The sequence below is a fragment of the Treponema sp. R6D11 genome (assembly GCF_054786075.1).
Window position 1 is genome coordinate 16769 of the sequence record NZ_BDHD01000004.1, and the last position, 17969, is coordinate 34737.

The 17969-nt window shown below is 43.5% G+C and carries 15 protein-coding genes and 1 pseudogene; all 16 read left to right on the forward strand.

All coding sequences use genetic code 11. The annotated features are described in order from the left end of the window. Positions 1–8 precede the first annotated feature (8 nt). On the forward strand, positions 9–878 hold the full coding sequence (locus ACYVTD_RS01210) for a phosphoribosylaminoimidazolesuccinocarboxamide synthase (RefSeq protein WP_461245953.1): 870 nt from the start codon (positions 9–11) through the stop codon (positions 876–878). Then, entirely contained in the window at positions 871–2298 is a 1428-nt protein-coding gene (gene purB / locus ACYVTD_RS01215) for an adenylosuccinate lyase (RefSeq protein WP_461245954.1), read from the forward strand. Before ACYVTD_RS01210 ends, purB begins: the two co-directional genes overlap by 8 nt. Positions 2299–2309: 11 nt before the next feature. Further along, complete coding sequence (locus tag ACYVTD_RS01220; RefSeq protein WP_461245955.1) at positions 2310–3578, forward strand: adenylosuccinate synthase; 1269 nt, start codon at positions 2310–2312, stop codon at positions 3576–3578. Between the two features lie 4 nt (positions 3579–3582). Next, positions 3583–4014 carry a 4Fe-4S dicluster domain-containing protein gene (locus tag ACYVTD_RS01225; RefSeq protein WP_461245956.1) on the forward strand — a complete coding sequence of 144 codons (432 nt, stop codon included), beginning with the start codon at positions 3583–3585 and terminating at the stop codon, positions 4012–4014. Positions 4015–4016: 2 nt separating this feature from the next. Continuing rightward, the gene (locus ACYVTD_RS01230) at positions 4017–5252 is read left to right on the forward strand and encodes an NAD(P)/FAD-dependent oxidoreductase (RefSeq protein ID WP_461245957.1); all 1236 of its coding nucleotides are present in this window, start codon (positions 4017–4019) and stop codon (positions 5250–5252) included. Beyond that, positions 5249–5965: a GltB/FmdC/FwdC-like GXGXG domain-containing protein gene (locus ACYVTD_RS01235; RefSeq protein WP_461245958.1), complete on the forward strand. Its 717-nt coding sequence runs from the start codon at positions 5249–5251 to the stop codon at positions 5963–5965. Before ACYVTD_RS01230 ends, ACYVTD_RS01235 begins: the two co-directional genes overlap by 4 nt. Positions 5966–6150: 185 nt before the next feature. After that, positions 6151–7425 carry an ABC transporter substrate-binding protein gene (locus ACYVTD_RS01240; protein WP_461245959.1) on the forward strand — a complete coding sequence of 425 codons (1275 nt, stop codon included), beginning with the start codon at positions 6151–6153 and terminating at the stop codon, positions 7423–7425. Between the two features lie 12 nt (positions 7426–7437). After that, on the forward strand, positions 7438–8361 hold the full coding sequence (locus tag ACYVTD_RS01245; protein ID WP_461245960.1) for a carbohydrate ABC transporter permease: 924 nt from the start codon (positions 7438–7440) through the stop codon (positions 8359–8361). Next, on the forward strand, positions 8358–9272 hold the full coding sequence (locus tag ACYVTD_RS01250) for a carbohydrate ABC transporter permease (RefSeq protein WP_461245961.1): 915 nt from the start codon (positions 8358–8360) through the stop codon (positions 9270–9272). Before ACYVTD_RS01245 ends, ACYVTD_RS01250 begins: the two co-directional genes overlap by 4 nt. Positions 9273–9278: 6 nt before the next feature. Then, the gene (locus ACYVTD_RS01255) at positions 9279–10922 is read left to right on the forward strand and encodes a glycoside hydrolase family 13 protein (RefSeq protein ID WP_461245962.1); all 1644 of its coding nucleotides are present in this window, start codon (positions 9279–9281) and stop codon (positions 10920–10922) included. A gap of 62 nt (positions 10923–10984) precedes the next feature. Next, positions 10985–13591, forward strand: coding sequence for a bifunctional acetaldehyde-CoA/alcohol dehydrogenase (gene adhE / locus ACYVTD_RS01260; protein ID WP_461245963.1), 2607 nt, complete (start codon positions 10985–10987; stop codon positions 13589–13591). Positions 13592–13597: 6 nt separating this feature from the next. After that, the gene (locus ACYVTD_RS01265) at positions 13598–14092 is read left to right on the forward strand and encodes an NADH-quinone oxidoreductase subunit NuoE family protein (RefSeq protein WP_461245964.1); all 495 of its coding nucleotides are present in this window, start codon (positions 13598–13600) and stop codon (positions 14090–14092) included. Continuing rightward, positions 14085–14657, forward strand: coding sequence for a (2Fe-2S) ferredoxin domain-containing protein (locus ACYVTD_RS01270; RefSeq protein ID WP_461245965.1), 573 nt, complete (start codon positions 14085–14087; stop codon positions 14655–14657). Before ACYVTD_RS01265 ends, ACYVTD_RS01270 begins: the two co-directional genes overlap by 8 nt. 12 nt (positions 14658–14669) lie before the next feature. After that, positions 14670–15140, forward strand: a pseudogene (locus tag ACYVTD_RS01275) (NADH-quinone oxidoreductase subunit F); the annotation flags it as partial. A 354-nt stretch (positions 15141–15494) separates the two neighbouring features. After that, on the forward strand, positions 15495–15974 hold the full coding sequence (locus ACYVTD_RS01280; protein ID WP_461245979.1) for an indolepyruvate ferredoxin oxidoreductase subunit alpha: 480 nt from the start codon (positions 15495–15497) through the stop codon (positions 15972–15974). A gap of 7 nt (positions 15975–15981) precedes the next feature. Beyond that, complete coding sequence (locus ACYVTD_RS01285) at positions 15982–17967, forward strand: [FeFe] hydrogenase, group A (RefSeq protein ID WP_461245966.1); 1986 nt, start codon at positions 15982–15984, stop codon at positions 17965–17967. Positions 17968–17969 lie beyond the last annotated feature (2 nt).

Consider the following 17969-nt stretch of genomic DNA (forward strand, 5'->3'; position numbering starts at 1 on the left):
GCGTAAAAATGAAAAAATTAATTAGCGGAAAAGTAAGGGAAGTATACGACATTTCTGACGAAAAACCATCAGGCGTTTCGGACGACAGACTTGTCATTGTTACAACGGACAGAATTTCAGCATTTGACGTTATCTTGTCAAAGCCTGTGCTCAACAAAGGAAAAGTTTTAAACGCCGTTTCTTTGTTTTGGTTTGATTATACAAAAAACATTATTCCCAATCATATTATTTCAAGTGACTTAAAAGATATGCCCGAATTTTTTCAGAAAAGCGAATTTGAGGGACGCACGGTTTTAGTTAAAAAACTTAAAATATTGCCGTTTGAATTTATCGTTAGGGGATATGTGTTTGGGAATATGTGGGAAGCGTATTCCAAAGGAAAAGAATTTTGCGGTCAAAAGATTGAAGGCAATTATAAACTTGCCGAAAAACTTGCCACTCCTCTTTTTACCCCCTCAACAAAAGCACACGTAGGGCATGACGAATATATTTCCGTTAAGCATGTAGCGGATTCTATCGGAGCCGACTTAGCGAAAAAAATAGAAAAAATCTGTTTTGATATTTACAACATTTGTTATGAGCACGCTTACAAAAAAAACATTATTATTGCCGATACTAAATTTGAATTCGGTCTTGATGAAAACAACAACCTTTTTATTGCCGATGAAGTGCTTACTCCCGACTCAAGCAGATTCTGGAGTCTTTCCGATTACCAAGTGGGAACTTCGCCGAAAAGTTACGACAAACAATTTGTACGCGACTGGCTGCTTAACAACAAAAAAGACGGAGAAATGCAATTTGACAATGTGCCTGACGAGGTGTTAAGCAAAACATCGGAAATTTACGCCGAATGTCTGCGGAGGCTGGTTAATGCCTGACCGTTACGAGAACCCTCTCTGTAAAAGATACGCAAGCACGCAAATGCAGTATATATTCTCGGACGACAATAAATTCTCGACATGGCGAAAACTGTGGATCGCTCTTGCCGAAAGCCAAAAAGAGTTGGGGCTTGATATAAGTACGGATCAAATTGAAGAAATGAAAGCTCAACAAACAAACATCAATTACGAGACGGCTGCAAAAATTGAAGCGGAGACAAGGCACGATGTTATGGCACATATTCGAGCGTTCGGCGAACAATGCCCAAAGGCAAAACCGATTATCCACCTTGGAGCTACTTCATGCTATGTGGGCGACAATACCGACATCATTCAGCAACGAGCCGCTCTTTTGCAAATAAAAAAACTGCTTGTAAACACAATAGCCAAACTCTATGACTTTGCAGACAAATATAAAGCGTTGCCATGCCTTGCCTTTACGCATTTTCAGGCGGCACAGCCGACTACGACCGGAAAACGGGCAACGCTTTGGATACAAGATTTATTATCAGACCTTGAACAGCTTGACTTTACTCTTAACGGCTTAAAATTGCTCGGCTGTAAAGGCACAACCGGAACAGGTGCGAGCTTCCTTTCCCTTTTTGAAGGCGATCATGAAAAAGTAAAATCTCTTGAAAAAAAAATTGCCCAAAAAATGGGCTTTGACAAAGTATACTCCGTAAGCGGACAAACCTATTCAAGAAAAGTTGATTATTACACATTGTCGGTTCTTTCCGGTATCGCTCAAAGCGCGTATAAATTTTCTAACGATGTCCGCCTGCTTTCTCATCTTAAAGAAGTTGACGAGCCGTTTGAGGACTCTCAAGTAGGCTCTTCCGCAATGGCGTACAAAAGAAACCCAATGAGAAGCGAGCGAATCGCTTCCCTTGCCCGTTATGTGACAGTTGACGCTCTTAATCCCGCTCTTACCGCCAGTTCTCAATGGCTTGAACGCACTCTCGATGATTCCGCTAACAGGCGAATATCAATTCCTGAGGCGTTTCTTGCCACAGACGCTATACTTTCGCTTTACATCAATATAGTAAGCGGTCTTAATGTTTATCAAAAAGTAATAGAAAAACATTTAAACGAAGAATTGCCTTTTATGGCAACGGAAAATATTTTAATGCACTGCGTAAAAAAAGGCGGCGACAGGCAGGCTCTCCACGAAAGGATAAGGATTCACTCCGTGGAAGCGGCAAAAGAAATAAAATTGCACGGCAAAGACAACGATTTAATCGCCCGCATTTTAGCGGATTCAGCTTTTGGATTGACCGAAAAAGAAATGAATAATTTGCTGTCAGCGGAACAATTTACAGGCAGAGCGAAAGAGCAAACAGAAGAATTTTTATCTGAAGTAAAAAAAGTTCTTAATTTGAATAAAGAATATTTAGGCGTTGATGTTAAGATAACGGTATAAGGAGGAATGATATGCTTACTGCGATAGTCGGTATAAATTGGGGAGATGAGGGCAAGGGACGCATGGTCGATTTGCTTTCGGAAAAGTACGAAATAATCTGCCGTTATCAGGGCGGCAATAATGCAGGACATACTGTCATAAATGATAAGGGGAAATTTATTCTTAACCTTTTGCCGTCCGGTATTTTACGGGACGGAACCGTAAATGTTATGGGAAACGGCATGGTTATCGACATAGAACATTTGTGCGGTGAAATTGACAAGCTAAAAGAAAAAGGCATTAAGGTTACTCCCGACAGCTTAAAAATCAGCGACAAGGCTTTTATCTGCCTGCCGTACCACAAAGAACAGGACATACTCGAAGAAAATCGTTTAGGCGATAAAAAATACGGCTCTACACGCCGAGGCATAGCCCCCGTGTACGGCGACAAATACATGAAAAAAGGCGTAAGGATAGGCGACCTTCTTGACGGCGGAACCTTAAAACAAAAACTTGTAGATATTATCGAATGGAAAAATATGATTTTTAAGGCTTACGGATCAGGGGTAAAGTTAGACGAAATCATGGCTTGGCTGACTGATTTTGGAGCGAAAATAAAACCCTACATCACCGATACGACTGATTTTTTATCCGCTTCCATAAAAGCAGGAAAAGACATTTTGTTTGAGGCGCAGTTGGGTGCGTTACGTGACATTGATTACGGTATTTACCCGTACACCACATCGTCCCAGACGCTTGCAGCTTACGCTCCCATTGGAGCGGGAATACCCGGCGTTAAACTTGATTGCGTTATCGGCATTATGAAAGCCTTTTCCAGTTGCGTAGGCGAAGGACCCTTTGCCGTTGAAATGTCAGGCGATGAAGCCAACGCCCTGCGTGAAGCGGGAGCCGAATACGGAGCCGCAACCGGCAGACCTCGCAGAGTCGGCGCATTTGACGTACCTGCAAGCCGTTACGGAGTACAAGCACAGGGAGCGAATGAGCTTGCACTGACAAAACTTGACGTTCTTTCTTACCTTGACAAGATTCCAATTTGCACGGAATATGAAGTTGACGGAGTAAAGACCACTCGTTTCCCGTCAGGCACTGCCCTTGAAAAAGCGAAACCTGTATTTCAATATTTGGAAGGCTTCAAAACAGACGTATCAAAATGCCGAAAACCGGAAGACTTACCGGATGCGGCAATTAAATACATTCGTTTTATCGAAAAAGTCGTAGACTGCCCGATAAAATATGTGTCCGTCGGAGCCGGACGCGATGATTACTTGGTGTTGAGGTAAAATCGTGAAAAGAGTATATGTAAACGAAAAATGGTGTTTGGGATGCCACTTGTGCGAATATTATTGCGCTTTCGCCGGAACAAACGAGAGCGATATGGCTCGCGCATTGAAAGGCATAAAAATTAACCCGAAAATTCGCATAGAGGAAAAAGACGGTATTAGTTTTGCCGTCTCTTGCCGTCATTGCAAGGAGCCGTTATGTGTTAAGGGGTGCATTACAGGCGCTTTAACAATTAAGGACGGAGTAATTACGATTGACAGCGACAGATGCGTTAGCTGTTTTACATGTATATTGAGTTGTCCTTACGGAGCGGTGTCTCCTTCGGACGAGGGTGCGGTGCAAAAATGCGAACTGTGCGTTAAAACAGCTTCGGGTACTCCGGCTTGCGTAAAGGGCTGCCCGAATAACGCTATTGTTTTTGAGGAAAGAGGGTGATCATGAAATATGTTATTATCGGGAATTCCGCCGCAGGGATTGGTGCGGTTGAGGGAATCCGGCAAGTCGATAAATCAGGCGAAATTACAATTATCACAAATGAGCCGTACCATACCTATTCACGTCCGTTAATTTCCTATCTTCTGCTTGGTAAGACTACCGAGGAGAAAATGAAGTATCGCGGCGGAAGTTTTTACACTGACAATAAATGCTCTTTGCTCTCCAATGTCTCAGTAACAAAAATTGACTCGGCGGCAAAAAATGTTGTTTTATCAAATAACAAAAAAATTGATTATGACAAACTGCTTGTAGCGACTGGTTCCTCGGCGTTTGTGCCGCCTTTTGACGGGCTAGATTCCGTAAAAGACAAATGCACTTTTATGAGTCTTGACGACGCTAAAAAATTGGAAACCATGCTTGGAAAAGACAAACGAGTACTGATTATAGGAGCGGGTCTTATCGGGTTAAAGTGCGCCGAAGGTATTCACGAGCGTGTAAAGCACATAACGGTAGTTGATCTTGCGTCCCGCATTTTGTCCAGTATCCTTGACGATGACGGCGCGAAAATTATTCAAAATCATCTTGAAAGCAAGGGCGTTGAATTTAAATTGTCCTCAAGCGTAAAAAAGTTTGAAAATAAAAAAGCTGTTTTTGAAAACGGTGGAACTGCGGAATTTGACGTTTTGGTTCTCGCAGTCGGCGTACGCCCCAATACCGCTCTACTGGACGGAATTGCGAAAATTGAACGCGGTATCGTTATAAATGAAAAATCTGAAACTTCGGCTAAAGACATTTATGCCGCAGGCGATTGTACTCAGACAAATGACATATCAAGCGGACAAAATAAAATTATGGCGCTTTTGCCTAACGCTTATATGCAGGGCGAATGCGCTGGGTTAAATATGGCGGGTAAAACCGACGGCGCGAGTTTTGATAAGGCAATCCCCATGAATGCAATCGGGTTTTTCGGACTGCATGTTATCACGGCGGGCAATTACACAGGTGATGTATATACGCAAAACAGCAAGGGCGATTTTAAACGTCTGTTCTACAGCGATAATAAATTAAACGGCTATATATTAATCGGCAATGTGGAAAAAGCGGGTATCTATACTTCTCTTATCCGCGAACGCACACCGCTTGATAAAATCGACTTCAAACTTGTCTGTGAAAAGCCGGGGCTTATGGCGTTTACAAAAGAAGACCGAATGGCAAAATTAGGAGGAATGGCATCATGATTTCAGCGCAAAATTTTCACTTTAGAGAATTAAACAGACGGATAAAAACCGCCAAAGAAACTATCTACTACATAGAAGATTGTTACGGGCAAAGGTATATCGGCAGCGGCATGAGCGGTAAACACATAACGATAAAAGGAACTCCGGGCAACGCTCTTGGAGCGTATCTTGACGGCGGAGTTATCGAGGTTCACGGCAACGCTCAAGACGCCGTAGGCGACACAATGAACGACGGAAAAATTATCGTCCACGGAAACGCTGGAGACGCTCTTGGTTACGCCATGCGAGGCGGCTGTATTTTTATTAAGGGCGATACAGGATACAGAACTGGTATCCACATGAAAGAATACAAAGAAAAAAAACCTGTAATCGTCATCGGCGGAAAAGCAGGAAGTTTTTTAGGCGAATATCTTGCGGGCGGATTGATTATCGTTCTTGGCATCGGCTGTCAGGACATTCCAGTGTGGTATTTTACAGGAACAGGCATGCACGGCGGAAAAATCTTCGTCAGAACAGACCATGAACTTTCCGGGTTACCGGCGCAGGTTACCGAAAAAGTCGCGGACAGCGACGAGTTAAAAGAGATTGCCCCATATGTTACCGAATTTGCGGGACATTTTAACATGGACGCTAAAAAGATTTTAAAAGATCGTTTTTATGTGTTAAAACCTAACGCTAAAAATCCGTATAAACAGCTTTATACCGCAAATTAGTACTAAATTAACAAAAAATATACTAAATTTAAAAAACAAAATTTAGTATAAAAATGTATAATTTTCTCTTGACACTATATAAAAAAGTGTTAAAATCGAAATTGGCGTTTTATTCAAATTTTGTATGAAACGCCCTGCCCTTTGGACAGAACTGTCAAATCTTTTCAACAAAATTGGAGGAAAAAATGAAAAAAATTACTTTCATCGCGTTGGGTCTTGCGCTATGCGCAACGACATTCTTTGTAGCAGGGTGCAAAAAGGGAGCTTCCGGCGACGGTAATGGAATTACCGTAATAAGCAACAAAATTGAAATTGACGAAGCCTTAAAAGGCTACGCCGCCGTATATCAAAAACAAACAGGCGTAAAAGTTACTATAAAAAGCTTTGGCGGCGAGACTCCTTACGCTCCCAATCTTGCGGCAATGTTTAATTCAGGCACGGAGCCTGAAATATTTGTTATCGAAGGTAAAGCCGGATACGAAGATGCAAAAAGATCGGGCAGGCTTAGCGATCTTTCAGGCGAACCTTGGGTAAAAGACACAGATGTCGCTTATATCGATCCCGCTGACGGCAAAGTAATCGGCTTCCCTGTCGCCGTTGAGGGCTGGGGGCTTGGTTACAACAAGGCGCTTCTTGCCAAAGCGGGAATAGACCCCAAAACTTTGACAAATGTCGCCGCCATTAAAGCCGCTTTTGAAAAAATCGAATCACAGAAAAGTCAGCTTGGCATTGAAGCCGTTGTTTCAATGGTTGCCGGTCCCGGTATGACTTGGGTAACGGGGCTTCACGGCTTTAACGCCTACCTTACACTCGGGCTTCCCTACAATCAATCAAGCAAATATATTGATATGCTTCTGAATGGTCAGGTTGACAGCGCCCGTCTTACAAAATTCGCCGAATACTATAATTTGTTATTTAAATACGCTAACAGAAACACCCTTCTTACAGGCGGCTATGATCAGCAGTTAGGTGATTACGCCGTAGGAAAAACAGTGTTTATTCATCAGGGTAACTGGACTGACCCAACATTTAAAGACTTGGGCATCAATTTTGAGATGGGCTATGTTCCGCACGCGTTTCTCGATGAAAATACAGACGGCATTTTTGTCGGCGCTCCATCATGGTATCTTGTAAACCCAAAATCAAAAAATCCTGAAGCGGCTAAAAAATTCCTTATCGCAATGGCAAGCACTCAGGAAGGTCAAGATTACATGGTCAACAAGGCGGGAATGGTTCCGGCGTTTAAGTCATGTAAACTAAGTCCGGCGGGACAGCTTTCCAAGGCTGTTCAGGAGTGGTCAAATCAGGGCAAGATTTACGCGTGGCAGCAGAATGAAATGCCCGACGGCTTTGGCATGAACACACTTGGTCCGATTTTCCACCAGATGGCATCAGGACAAATTGATCCGCAGGGGTTTGTAAAATTAGCTACAGACGCTATTAAAACAATAAAGCAATAGACTGGAGGCTTTATGATTAAAGCAAAATCCAGAGACATAAGCACTAGAAACAGCGCTTTGTTCTTTTTGTTTTTGCTGCCGGCTGTTTTCGCTTTCTGTATGGTCATTGTCGTTCCCTTCATCATGGGGATTTATTATTCATTCACAAATTGGAACGCGATAACAGGCACGGCGGTGGAATGGGTGGGGCTTGATAATTACTTTGCGATAAAATCAGACATTACATTCCTTCACGCGTTCATTATCACTGTAGTTTACGCGGTTATGAATATTATTGTGCTTAACGTTTGTTCATTCTTCATGGCTCTTTTGGTAACAAATAATTTAAAATTTAAAGGAGTTTATCGGGCGGGATTTTTTCTTCCTAATCTGATAGGCGGACTTATTTTAGGTTATATCTGGCAATTCATCTTTAACAACGCCATACCCTCTTTGGGTAAGTCTATCGGCTTTACATGGCTGAATGATCATCTGTTCTTGGCGGATCAGAATACGGCGTTATTGGCGATTGTAATTGTCGGCACATGGCAGTATGCCGGTTATATCATGATGATATATGTGGCGTCGATTCAGGGAATTCCCGATTCATTGTTGGAAGCGGCGGAAATTGACGGCGCGAATTATTTTCAAAAATTAAGAGCGATAATATTTCCGCTTGTGGCTCCGGCGTTTACGGTTTCAATGTTCCTGACTCTTATCAATTCTTTTAAACAGTTCGATGTAAACTATTCGCTTACATTCGGAGGACCTTCGGGTATGTTTATGGGCAAGGCAATCATGACCAACGAGTTCCTTGCGCTGAACATTTACCAGACGGCGTTTGCCTACAATCAGCTTGCGCAAGGGCAGGCAAAGGCGATTATTTTCTTTATTGTAATTGCCGCAATTTCTATGATTCAGGTGCGCGCCAACAAAAAGAGGGAGATAGAGATGTGAAAAAGCTAAATAATATTCTTGAATCTGCCGTGGCTCTACTGAAAAAACCAAAAAAGATTTATATTCTTGAAGCCGTCGCTATTATTGTATTTATAATTTATATGCTTCCGTTCTTATTGGTAATTATAAATTCATCAAAGCCGTCTCTTAAAATCATTATGGATCCGCTTGCGTTTCCGGATAATCCGTCCCAGCTTATAACAAATATTAAAACAGTTCTTGAAAGCCCCAATGTCCGTTATGTGTCATCGTTCTTTTCCACGCTGATTATTACGGTGGTTTCCGTCAGTCTTCTTGTGCTGATTTCTTCAATGGCGGCATGGGTGCTTGTCCGCACCAAAACAAAATTGTCCAGCGCGATTTTTATGGTGTTTGTGGCGGCTATGGTAATTCCGTTTCAGGTTGTAATGTTCCCGCTTATCAGTTGGTTTCATTTTCTGGAAGTAAACCTGGGGCTGTTTGAAACTCCATTCAGGCTTCTGCAAAATTATCCGGGTATTATTTTCGCATACCTTGGATTCGGTTCATCGCTTTCCATATTCCTATTTCACGGGTTTATAAAATCCGTACCCCTTGAGCTTGAAGAAGCGGCTACCATTGACGGCTGTACAAAACCGGAAACTTTTTTCAAAATTGTCTTTCCGATACTTACACCAATTGCCGTTACTGTGATAATATTAAACGGTATGTGGATTTGGAATGATTATCTTTTACCCTTGCTTATACTCGGTTCGGGAAACGAGGTGCGTACTCTGCCATTGGCTGTGGCAGGCTTTGTCGGCTCATTTGTAAAAAAATGGGATTTAATCCTTACCGCGACATTAATGACAATGTTGCCAATCGTTATCGTTTTCCTTATATTACAAAAACACATCATCAAAGGAATGGTAGACGGATCGGTTAAAGGATAACCGTCAATGAGGTCGCAGTGGTGGAAGAAATCGGTTGTATATCAAATTTACCCGCGCAGTTTTTGCGACTCCAACGGAGACGGCATTGGCGATATAAACGGCATTATTTTTAAACTTGACTACATAAAAAAATTGGGGGCTGATGTAATTTGGATTTCTCCGATTTACAAAAGCCCCATGTTCGACAACGGCTACGACATAAGCGATTACACCGCCATCAATCCAGAATTCGGGACGATGGCGGATTTTGATCGCCTTTTAAAAGAAGCGCACGATCTTGGTTTAAAAATTGTAATGGACTTGGTTGTTAACCACACTTCCAATCAGCACCCGTGGTTTCTGGAAAGCCGCAGCAGCAAAGAAAACCCCAAACGAGATTATTATATTTGGCGGGACGGCAGAGACGGCAGACCGCCCAATAACTGGCAGGCATGGTTCGGCGGTTCAGCGTGGACATTAGATGAAACAACAGGGCAATATTTTCTTAACACTTTTTCTCCATATCAGCCCGACTTAAACTGGGAAAACCCGGCTTTGCGAGCCGCCATTTACGACATGATGCGCTGGTGGTTGGACAAGGGCATTGACGGCTTTCGCATGGACGCAATCAGTCTTATTTCCAAACCCAAAGAATTTATTGACGGCGATATAAGAAAAATTATTCCCAATGGTCCGCGCGTACATGAATTTTTGCAGGAGATGAGGCGGGAAGTATTATCAAAATATGACATTATGACCGTAGGCGAAACAGGCGGAGTAACCATTGACGAGGCGATAAAATACGCTAACGCCGACGGCACTGAACTTGACATGGTGATTCAATTTGAACAAATAGAATTGGACGGAGGAGAAACTTTTAAATGGAATGATCGCAAAATCAATCTGGTAGAATTAAAAGCATTGTTTTCCCAATGGCAGACAAGGTTGTATGACCGCGCATGGAACAGCCTGTACTGGAGCAACCACGACCAGCCACGAGTTGTTTCGCGGCTTGGAAACGACAAAAAGTACCGCGAAAAATCCGCAAAAATGATCGCTACATATCTGCACTTTTTACAAGGTACTCCGTATGTTTATCAGGGCGAAGAAATCGGCATGACCAACGCACCCTTTGCCGACATAAGCGACTACCGCGACCTTGAAAGTATCAATGCATACAACGAACTTGTGGAGCAAAAAAAACTTATTCCAAAAGAGGATATGCTTCGCTTTTTGCGAAACAGAAGCAGGGACAATTCCCGCACGCCGATGCAATGGAACACAAGCGCCAACGCCGGGTTTTCATCTGGGAAACCGTGGATTATGGTAAACCCCAACTATATCGAAATAAATGTCGAAAAACAGATGCGGCGCAAAGATTCTGTTTTCGCATATTATCAAAATCTTATTCAATTGCGCAAACAACTCGATATTATCACTTTTGGCAATTATGAGTTGTTACTGCCCGATGACCCCGATTTGTATGTTTATACCAGAAATTACCAAAATGAGGCATTGCTAGTAGTTTGTAATTTTTCACCAAAAGGGAAAATATTCCCCCTACCACAGCGATTTATCGGCTCAAAACTGCTTATATCAAACGAGAAAACATTGGATTTTAAGTTTTCAGCGATTTTAGGACCCTTTGGAACTGCCGTTTTTTACACTTGACAAAAATTTGTATACTTATTACAGTTAATATAATTATATATAATATAGAAAAGAATAAAAAAATGGAACAAAAACAAAGTACAGTTCTTTCTCCTGCCGAAGAGGTAGACGCGCTGGTTGCCAAAGCTCAAACAGCTCTGGCGCAGTACATGGAAATGAACCAAGAACAAATTGATGAAATTGTCCATGCCATGACGTTGGCAGGGCTTGCCAACCACATGCCATTAGCCAAACTTGCCGTGGAAGAAACCAAACGCGGTATTGTCGAAGACAAGGTAATAAAAAATATTTTTGCCACTGAATATATTTGGCATAGTATAAAAAACCTTAAAACTGTCGGCGTAGTCGAAGAAAACGATCTTGAAGGCTATATCGAAGTAGCAGAGCCTGTAGGCATTGTTGCAGGCGTAACTCCCGTAACAAACCCGACTTCCACTACCCTCTTTAAATCGTTAATTTGCACTAAAACCCGCAACCCTGTAATTTTTGCGTTTCACCCGTCCGCGCAAAAATCTTCTATACAAGCGGCGCGGATTGTTCTGGACGCAGCCATTGACCACGGAGCGCCTGAGCATTGCATACAGTGGATAGAAAATCCTTCTATGGAAGCGACTACTTATCTTATGAACCACCAAGGCGTTTCGCTGATTCTTGCGACAGGCGGCGCGGGCATGGTAAAGTCCGCTTACAGCGCCGGAAAACCGGCGTTGGGCGTAGGACCGGGTAACGTACCCTGTTATATCAACAAAAATGTTAATGTTATTCGCGCTTGCACAGATCTGATGATTTCAAAAACTTTTGATCACGGAATGATATGCGCTTCAGAGCAAGCGGTAATTGTTGATGCTGAGATTTCTCAAGAGTTTGAACGCATTATGACCGAAAATAATTGTTACTTCCTTAATGAGAATGAAATAAAAAAAGTTACGGATTTTGTAATTAAAAAAGGAGAAAGACCGAGTTCCAATCCCGCCGCCGTAGGACAGAGTGCCGATTGGATAGCGGAACAATCAGGGGTGAAGGTTCCGCCGCAAACAAAAATTCTGCTTGCTAAATTGCCTGAGCCTTCGTTTAATTATCCGTTGTCGATAGAGACATTAATGCCCGTTTTGGCATACTTCGTTGTTAAGGACGAAGAACAGGGTTTTACTTACGCGAAAAAAATGCTTGAGCTTGGCGGTTTGGGACATTCGGCGGTAATTCACTGCGACAATAAAGAGCTATGCGTACGTTACGGGCAGGAAATGAAAGTTGGGCGCGTAATCATTAATTCTCCGTCTTCTCAAGGAGCTATCGGAGATATTTACAATACTAATACTCCTTCTTTGACATTGGGTTGCGGTTCATTCGGACGCAACTCTACAACATCAAATGTATCCAGCGTAAATTTATTTAATAAAAAACGAATCGCCCAAAGGAGGAATAATATGCAATGGTTTAAAATACCGCCTCGTATTTATTTTGAAAAAGGGTCGATTCAATATTTGGAAAAAATGCCGAACATTAAACGCGCGTTTATAGTTACCGATCCCGTCATGGTTAAATTGGGTTATGTAGACAAAGCTCTTTACTTTTTGCGAAAACGAAGCGACAGAGTGCATTGCGAAGTATTTGCCGATGTAGAACCGGATCCGTCAGTTGAAACAATTCACAGAGGCGTAAGAGCCATGAACTCATTCGCTCCTGACGTGATTATCGGTATTGGCGGCGGCTCCGCTATTGACGCTGCAAAAGGTATGTGGCTATTCTACGAAAATCCCGATACGGACTTTGACGGTCTTCGTTTAAGATTTCTTGACATTCGCAAACGCGCGTTTCATTTTCCAAATCTGGGTAAAAAAGCGCAGATGGTCGCCGTCCCGACAACTTCCGGCACTGGCAGTGAAGTAACATCTTTCTCGGTTATCACAGACAAAGAACATGGCAACATTAAATACCCGCTCGCCGATTATGAGTTGACTCCCGATGTAGCAATAATCGACCCGCAGTTTGTTTCAACCATGCCGAAATCCATTGTAGCTGATACGGGCATGGACGTACTTACCCACGGCATAGAGGCGTATGTATCTGTGCTTGCCTCCGATTTTACAAGCGGGCTTGCGTTAAAAGCCTGCGCATTGGTTTTTAAATACCTTCCGCGCAGTTATGCCGATGAAAAGGACGAAGTAGCAAGGGAAAAAATGCATAACGCTTCTTGTATCGCTGGCATGGCGTTTACCAATGCTTTCTTGGGCATTAACCATTCGCTTGCGCACAAACTTGGCGGCGAGTTCCATATTCCGCACGGAAGGGCAAATGCCGTGTTACTGCCCCATGTAATCGCCTACAACGCGCAAAAGCCTGAAAAATTCCCAATCTTCCCAAAATACAGCGAGTATAAAGCCGATTATCGTTATGCGCAAATAGCAAATCAACTGCGTTTAGGTGGCGGTTCACAAGAAGAGGAAATTGCCGCTTTGATCAATTCAATTTGGAAGTTAATGGAAACATTGAATGTTCCCACAAGTATAAAAGACTGCGGCATTGATGAAAAAGAATTTTTCAGTAAGCTTCCGGTATTAGCTGAAAACGCGTTTGAAGATCAATGTACCACGGCTAATCCCAGATACCCGTTAATAAAAGATTTAGAGGAAATTTACCGAAAGGCATATTATGGAGAAAGGAGTTAATTTTGTATGAAAAATGAATTCGGAACAAAATTTGAGATGGTCTGCGACATTCTGGATCGCCACGAACGCAATCCAAGCAACCTAATCGCGATCTTACAGGAAATTCAGGATGCGTATTCCTATCTGCCGGAAGACATAATGACTTATGTCGCCACGGCTTTGGGAATTTCACCCGGCACTGTATTCGGCGTCGCAACCTTTTATTCGCACTTCACGCTGGATCCAAAAGGCAAATACATTATCAGGGTGTGCGACGGAACTGCCTGCCATGTTAAAAAATCGTCGGAAATTATTGATTATCTGGAAAAAGAGCTTGGACTGAACAAGATTAAAAAAACTACACCTGACATGCTTTTTACTCTGGAAACAGTGGCATGCCTTGGAGCGTGCGGTATCGCGCCGGTAGTCGTAATCAACGAAGAAGTACACGGCTCGATGAATAAGGACAAAACAAAAGAGCTTATTGACAAAATTAAAAAGGAGGAAACCGTAAATGCCTGAAAATATAACATTAGAACAAAGAAAAGAACGGTTCGAAAAATCCGTAGCGTTTAAAAAACCGCGTATTGTTATTTGTGCGGGAACAGGCTGCGTAGCCGGCGGCTCATTGAAAATTTACGAGCATTTCTGCGAAGAGTTGGCAAAGCGGAATTTGAAAATCCCCGTGGAGTTGGAATCAGAGCAGGGAGATTATTCAATCGCGCAAAGCGGTTGTCAGGGTTTCTGCCAGATGGGACCGCTTGTAACGCTAAAACCAAAAGGCATTCTTTATGTTAAGGTTTCCCCGGACGATGTGGCTGAAATCGTAGAAAAAACTTTAATAAACGGCGAGTATATCGACCGCCTGCTCTACACCAGCCCCGACCACGGCGCGCCTGTAAGAGACATGAATAAAATTCCCTTTTACTCGCGTCAACACAGGTTAACGCTTGGATTGTGCGGAAATATCGATGTAAAGAATTTGGACGAATATATTTATCACGGCGGTTATTTTGTGGCGCGGAAAACGGAAAAGCAAATGGGGGACAAAGAAAATTTTGGTATGATTTTAGCTTCCGGTCTTTGAGGACGCGGCGGCGCGGGGGTCCCCACAGGACGCAAATGGGATTTAACCCGTGTACATGAAAGTGATATAAAATACGTTATCTGTAACGGCGACGAAGGAGACCCTGGCGCATTTATGGATCGCTGTGTAATGGAAGGAAACCCTCATTCGGTTCTTGAAGGAATGATGATAGCGGCACACGCGATACATGCCACATTCGGATACATTTATGTCCGCATGGAATACCCACTAGCCGTAAAAAGATTAAGAGAGGCTATTCAGCAGGCGCAGGAAGCCGGTATTTTAGGTGAAAATATTTTCGGCACAGGCAAGAGTTTTAATATCGCCATAAAAGAAGGAGCCGGCGCGTTTGTCTGCGGCGAAGAGTCCGCTCTTATCGCTTCTATAGAAGGACATCGCGGTATGCCGACAATAAAGCCGCCCTTCCCCGCCGAAAAAGGTTTATTCGGCAAACCTACCGCCGTCAATAACGTAGAAACATTGGCGACAATTCCGCTCATTCTTCAAATGGGAGCGGATACTTATGCCAAACTTGGCACGGAGACGGCAAAAGGAACAAAAACTTTCGCGCTCACAGGTCAAGTGGCAAATACGGGATTAATCGAAGTGCCGTTTGGCGCTACACTGCGGGAAATTATCGGTGAAATTGGCGGCGGCGTAACAAACGACGACGGCTCGCTCTGCGGCTGTGATTTTAAAGCGGTGCAGATTGGCGGACCGTCCGGCGGTTGTCTTACGCAAGAACATCTTGATATGCCTTTGGATTATGACAATCTTAAAAGAGTCGGAGCAATGGTAGGATCAGGCGGTCTTGTAGTAATGAATCAAAGCAACTGTATGGTAAAGATAGCAAGATACTTTATGCAGTTTACGCAGAACGAATCCTGCGGAAAATGCGTAGTATGCCGCGAAGGTACGCGCCAGATGCTATTGCTGTTAGACGACATTATCGAAGGCAAAGCCACAGCGGATACTCTTACCCTGCTTGAAGAATTATCTCAGGTGGTTCAAACCGGTTCTTTGTGCGCGCTTGGTAAATCGGCTCCTAACCCGGTATTGTCAACTTTAAAATATTTCAGGGACGAGTATAACGCCCATGTGTTTGACAAACGCTGTCCGACAGGAAACTGCGAAGCTCTTGCGGACTATAAAATTCTTCCCGACAAATGTAAAGGTTGTTCTCTTTGCGCGAAAAAGTGTCCGGTGCAGGCAATTACCGGAGAATTAAAGAAGCCGTTTACCATTGACCCCAAAAAATGTATCAAATGCGGCGTATGCAAGCAGAACTGCAAATTCGAAGCCATTGTAAAAGGATAGGTGAGTTATGAAAAATCAAACTGTAGTAATTGATAGCGCGACCGTTCCCATAGAAGGGGAACGCAATTTGCTGGAACTTTGCCGCAAGGCGGGTATTGAACTTCCTACTTTCTGTTATCATTCGGAAATAAGCGTCTATGGCGCGTGCCGTATGTGTATGGTAGAAGTAGAAGGAAAGGGAATACTTCCCGCCTGCTCCACAAAAGCAGACGACGGCATGGTGATACATACCAACACAAAACAAGTCAGAAACTTGCGCAAGATGATCATTGAATTGATGCTCGCAAGCCATGATCAAGATTGTACCACCTGCCCAAAAAGCGGTGATTGCAGGCTTCAAGCCATCGCAAAGCAATTGGACATAAACCATGTGCGGTTCAAAAAAATGCCCCATGAGGATCCGATAGATTATTCTTCGCTTGCTATATTGCGCGATCCCGGCAAATGTATACTCTGCGGCGACTGCGTGCGCGTGTGCGAGGAAATTCAATCTGTAGGCGCGTTAGGTTTCGCATACCGCGGAGCAAGAGCGCACGTAGTAACCTGTTTTAACAAAGGACTCGGCGAAATTGAATGTGTAGGCTGCGGTCAGTGCGCGAAGGTTTGTCCCGTAGGCGCTCTTACCCCTAAACACCAAATCAGCGGAGTTTGGGACGCTATCAACGATAAAACCAAAACTGTAGTGGTGCAGGTTGCCCCGGCGGTACGCGTCGCTTTAGGCGAATACTTCGGTAAAGACCCGGGATCTCTGCACATGGGAAGAATCATCACCTCTCTTCGCCGCATGGGTTTTGATCGCGTTTATGACACTTGTTTCGGCGCGGATTTCACCGTAACGGAAGAAGGAAAAGAATTCCTAGAACGCAAGAAAAGCGGCGAAAACTTGCCGATGTTCACCTCATGCTGTCCCGCGTGGGTTAAATTCGCGGAGCAGTATTATCCCGATTTCTTAAACAATTTGTCTACCTGCCGCTCCCCTCAGCAGATGTTCGGCTCTCTTTGCAAAGAATATCTGTGCAAAGAATTAAACATTACCCGCGAAAACTTGGTGGTAGTGTCAGTAATGCCATGTACAGCGAAAAAATTCGAGGCAAACCGCGATGAATTTAAAAAGAACGGAAACCCCGACGTGGATTTTGTAATTACCAGCAATGAACTTGCGCAGATGATGAAAGAAAACGGCGTCGATTTTGACAAAATGGAACTTGGCTCTTTTGATCTGCCGTTTGGTTATTCCACAGGCGGAGCCGTTATTTTCGGCTCGTCAGGCGGAGTAAGCGAAGCTGTGCTTAGATTCGCGGGCGAAACTCTGGAAAAAGGCTCAGCAAAAGAATTTAAACAGTTACGCGGCGAGGAAGGAATTAAAACGTCAGAAATCGCTGTAGGCGGGCAAAAACTGCAACTGGCTGTTGTAAGCGGTCTTTCAAACGCGCGAAAGTTAATCGACCGTATCCGCAAAGGCGAAGTCCACTACGATTTAGTGGAAGTCATGGCTTGTTGCGGCGGATGCGTTAACGGCGGAGGTCAGCCGATTACGGACGACAGGACTGCTGTTCCAAAACGCGCAAAAGGGCTTTTTGACAACGATAAAATGCTTCAGTTCCATGTTTCGTCGGAAAACCCATACTTACAGCAAATTTACGCCGAAAGTTTAAACCACGAAAAAGCGCACGAGTTATTGCATACAACGTTTGAAAACCGCAAGAGAATCACGCAGGAAGATTTTATGCTTGGAAGTTCCACCGGCAAAAAAGATGTTACTTTGGAAATCTGCTTCGGAACCAGTTGTTTCTTGCGCGGCGCTCAGGATCTTTACAAAGAGCTGATGAATTACATCAGGGAAAATAAACTTGAGGACTCGATTGAATTCAAGGCTACCTTCTGCGGGAAACAATGCAAAAAGGGACCTGTGCTCAACGTGAATGGAAAAACTCTGGAACGCTGTACTTTTGATAACGCAAAGGCTGAAATAAATACTGTACTGAAAAGGTAAGG

Coding starts and splice junctions, on each gene's coding strand:
- ACYVTD_RS01210 (WP_461245953.1), top strand. CDS start 9: ATGAAAAAATTAATTAGCGGAAAAGTAAGGGAAGTATACGACATTTCT.
- ACYVTD_RS01220 (WP_461245955.1), top strand. CDS start 2,310: ATGCTTACTGCGATAGTCGGTATAAATTGGGGAGATGAGGGCAAGGGA.
- ACYVTD_RS01245 (WP_461245960.1), top strand. CDS start 7,438: ATGATTAAAGCAAAATCCAGAGACATAAGCACTAGAAACAGCGCTTTG.
- ACYVTD_RS01255 (WP_461245962.1), top strand. CDS start 9,279: ATGAGGTCGCAGTGGTGGAAGAAATCGGTTGTATATCAAATTTACCCG.
- ACYVTD_RS01230 (WP_461245957.1), top strand. CDS start 4,017: ATGAAATATGTTATTATCGGGAATTCCGCCGCAGGGATTGGTGCGGTT.
- ACYVTD_RS01235 (WP_461245958.1), top strand. CDS start 5,249: ATGATTTCAGCGCAAAATTTTCACTTTAGAGAATTAAACAGACGGATA.
- ACYVTD_RS01270 (WP_461245965.1), top strand. CDS start 14,085: ATGCCTGAAAATATAACATTAGAACAAAGAAAAGAACGGTTCGAAAAA.
- ACYVTD_RS01285 (WP_461245966.1), top strand. CDS start 15,982: ATGAAAAATCAAACTGTAGTAATTGATAGCGCGACCGTTCCCATAGAA.
- purB (WP_461245954.1), top strand. CDS start 871: ATGCCTGACCGTTACGAGAACCCTCTCTGTAAAAGATACGCAAGCACG.
- adhE (WP_461245963.1), top strand. CDS start 10,985: ATGGAACAAAAACAAAGTACAGTTCTTTCTCCTGCCGAAGAGGTAGAC.
- ACYVTD_RS01240 (WP_461245959.1), top strand. CDS start 6,151: ATGAAAAAAATTACTTTCATCGCGTTGGGTCTTGCGCTATGCGCAACG.
- ACYVTD_RS01280 (WP_461245979.1), top strand. CDS start 15,495: ATGGTAAAGATAGCAAGATACTTTATGCAGTTTACGCAGAACGAATCC.
- ACYVTD_RS01265 (WP_461245964.1), top strand. CDS start 13,598: ATGAAAAATGAATTCGGAACAAAATTTGAGATGGTCTGCGACATTCTG.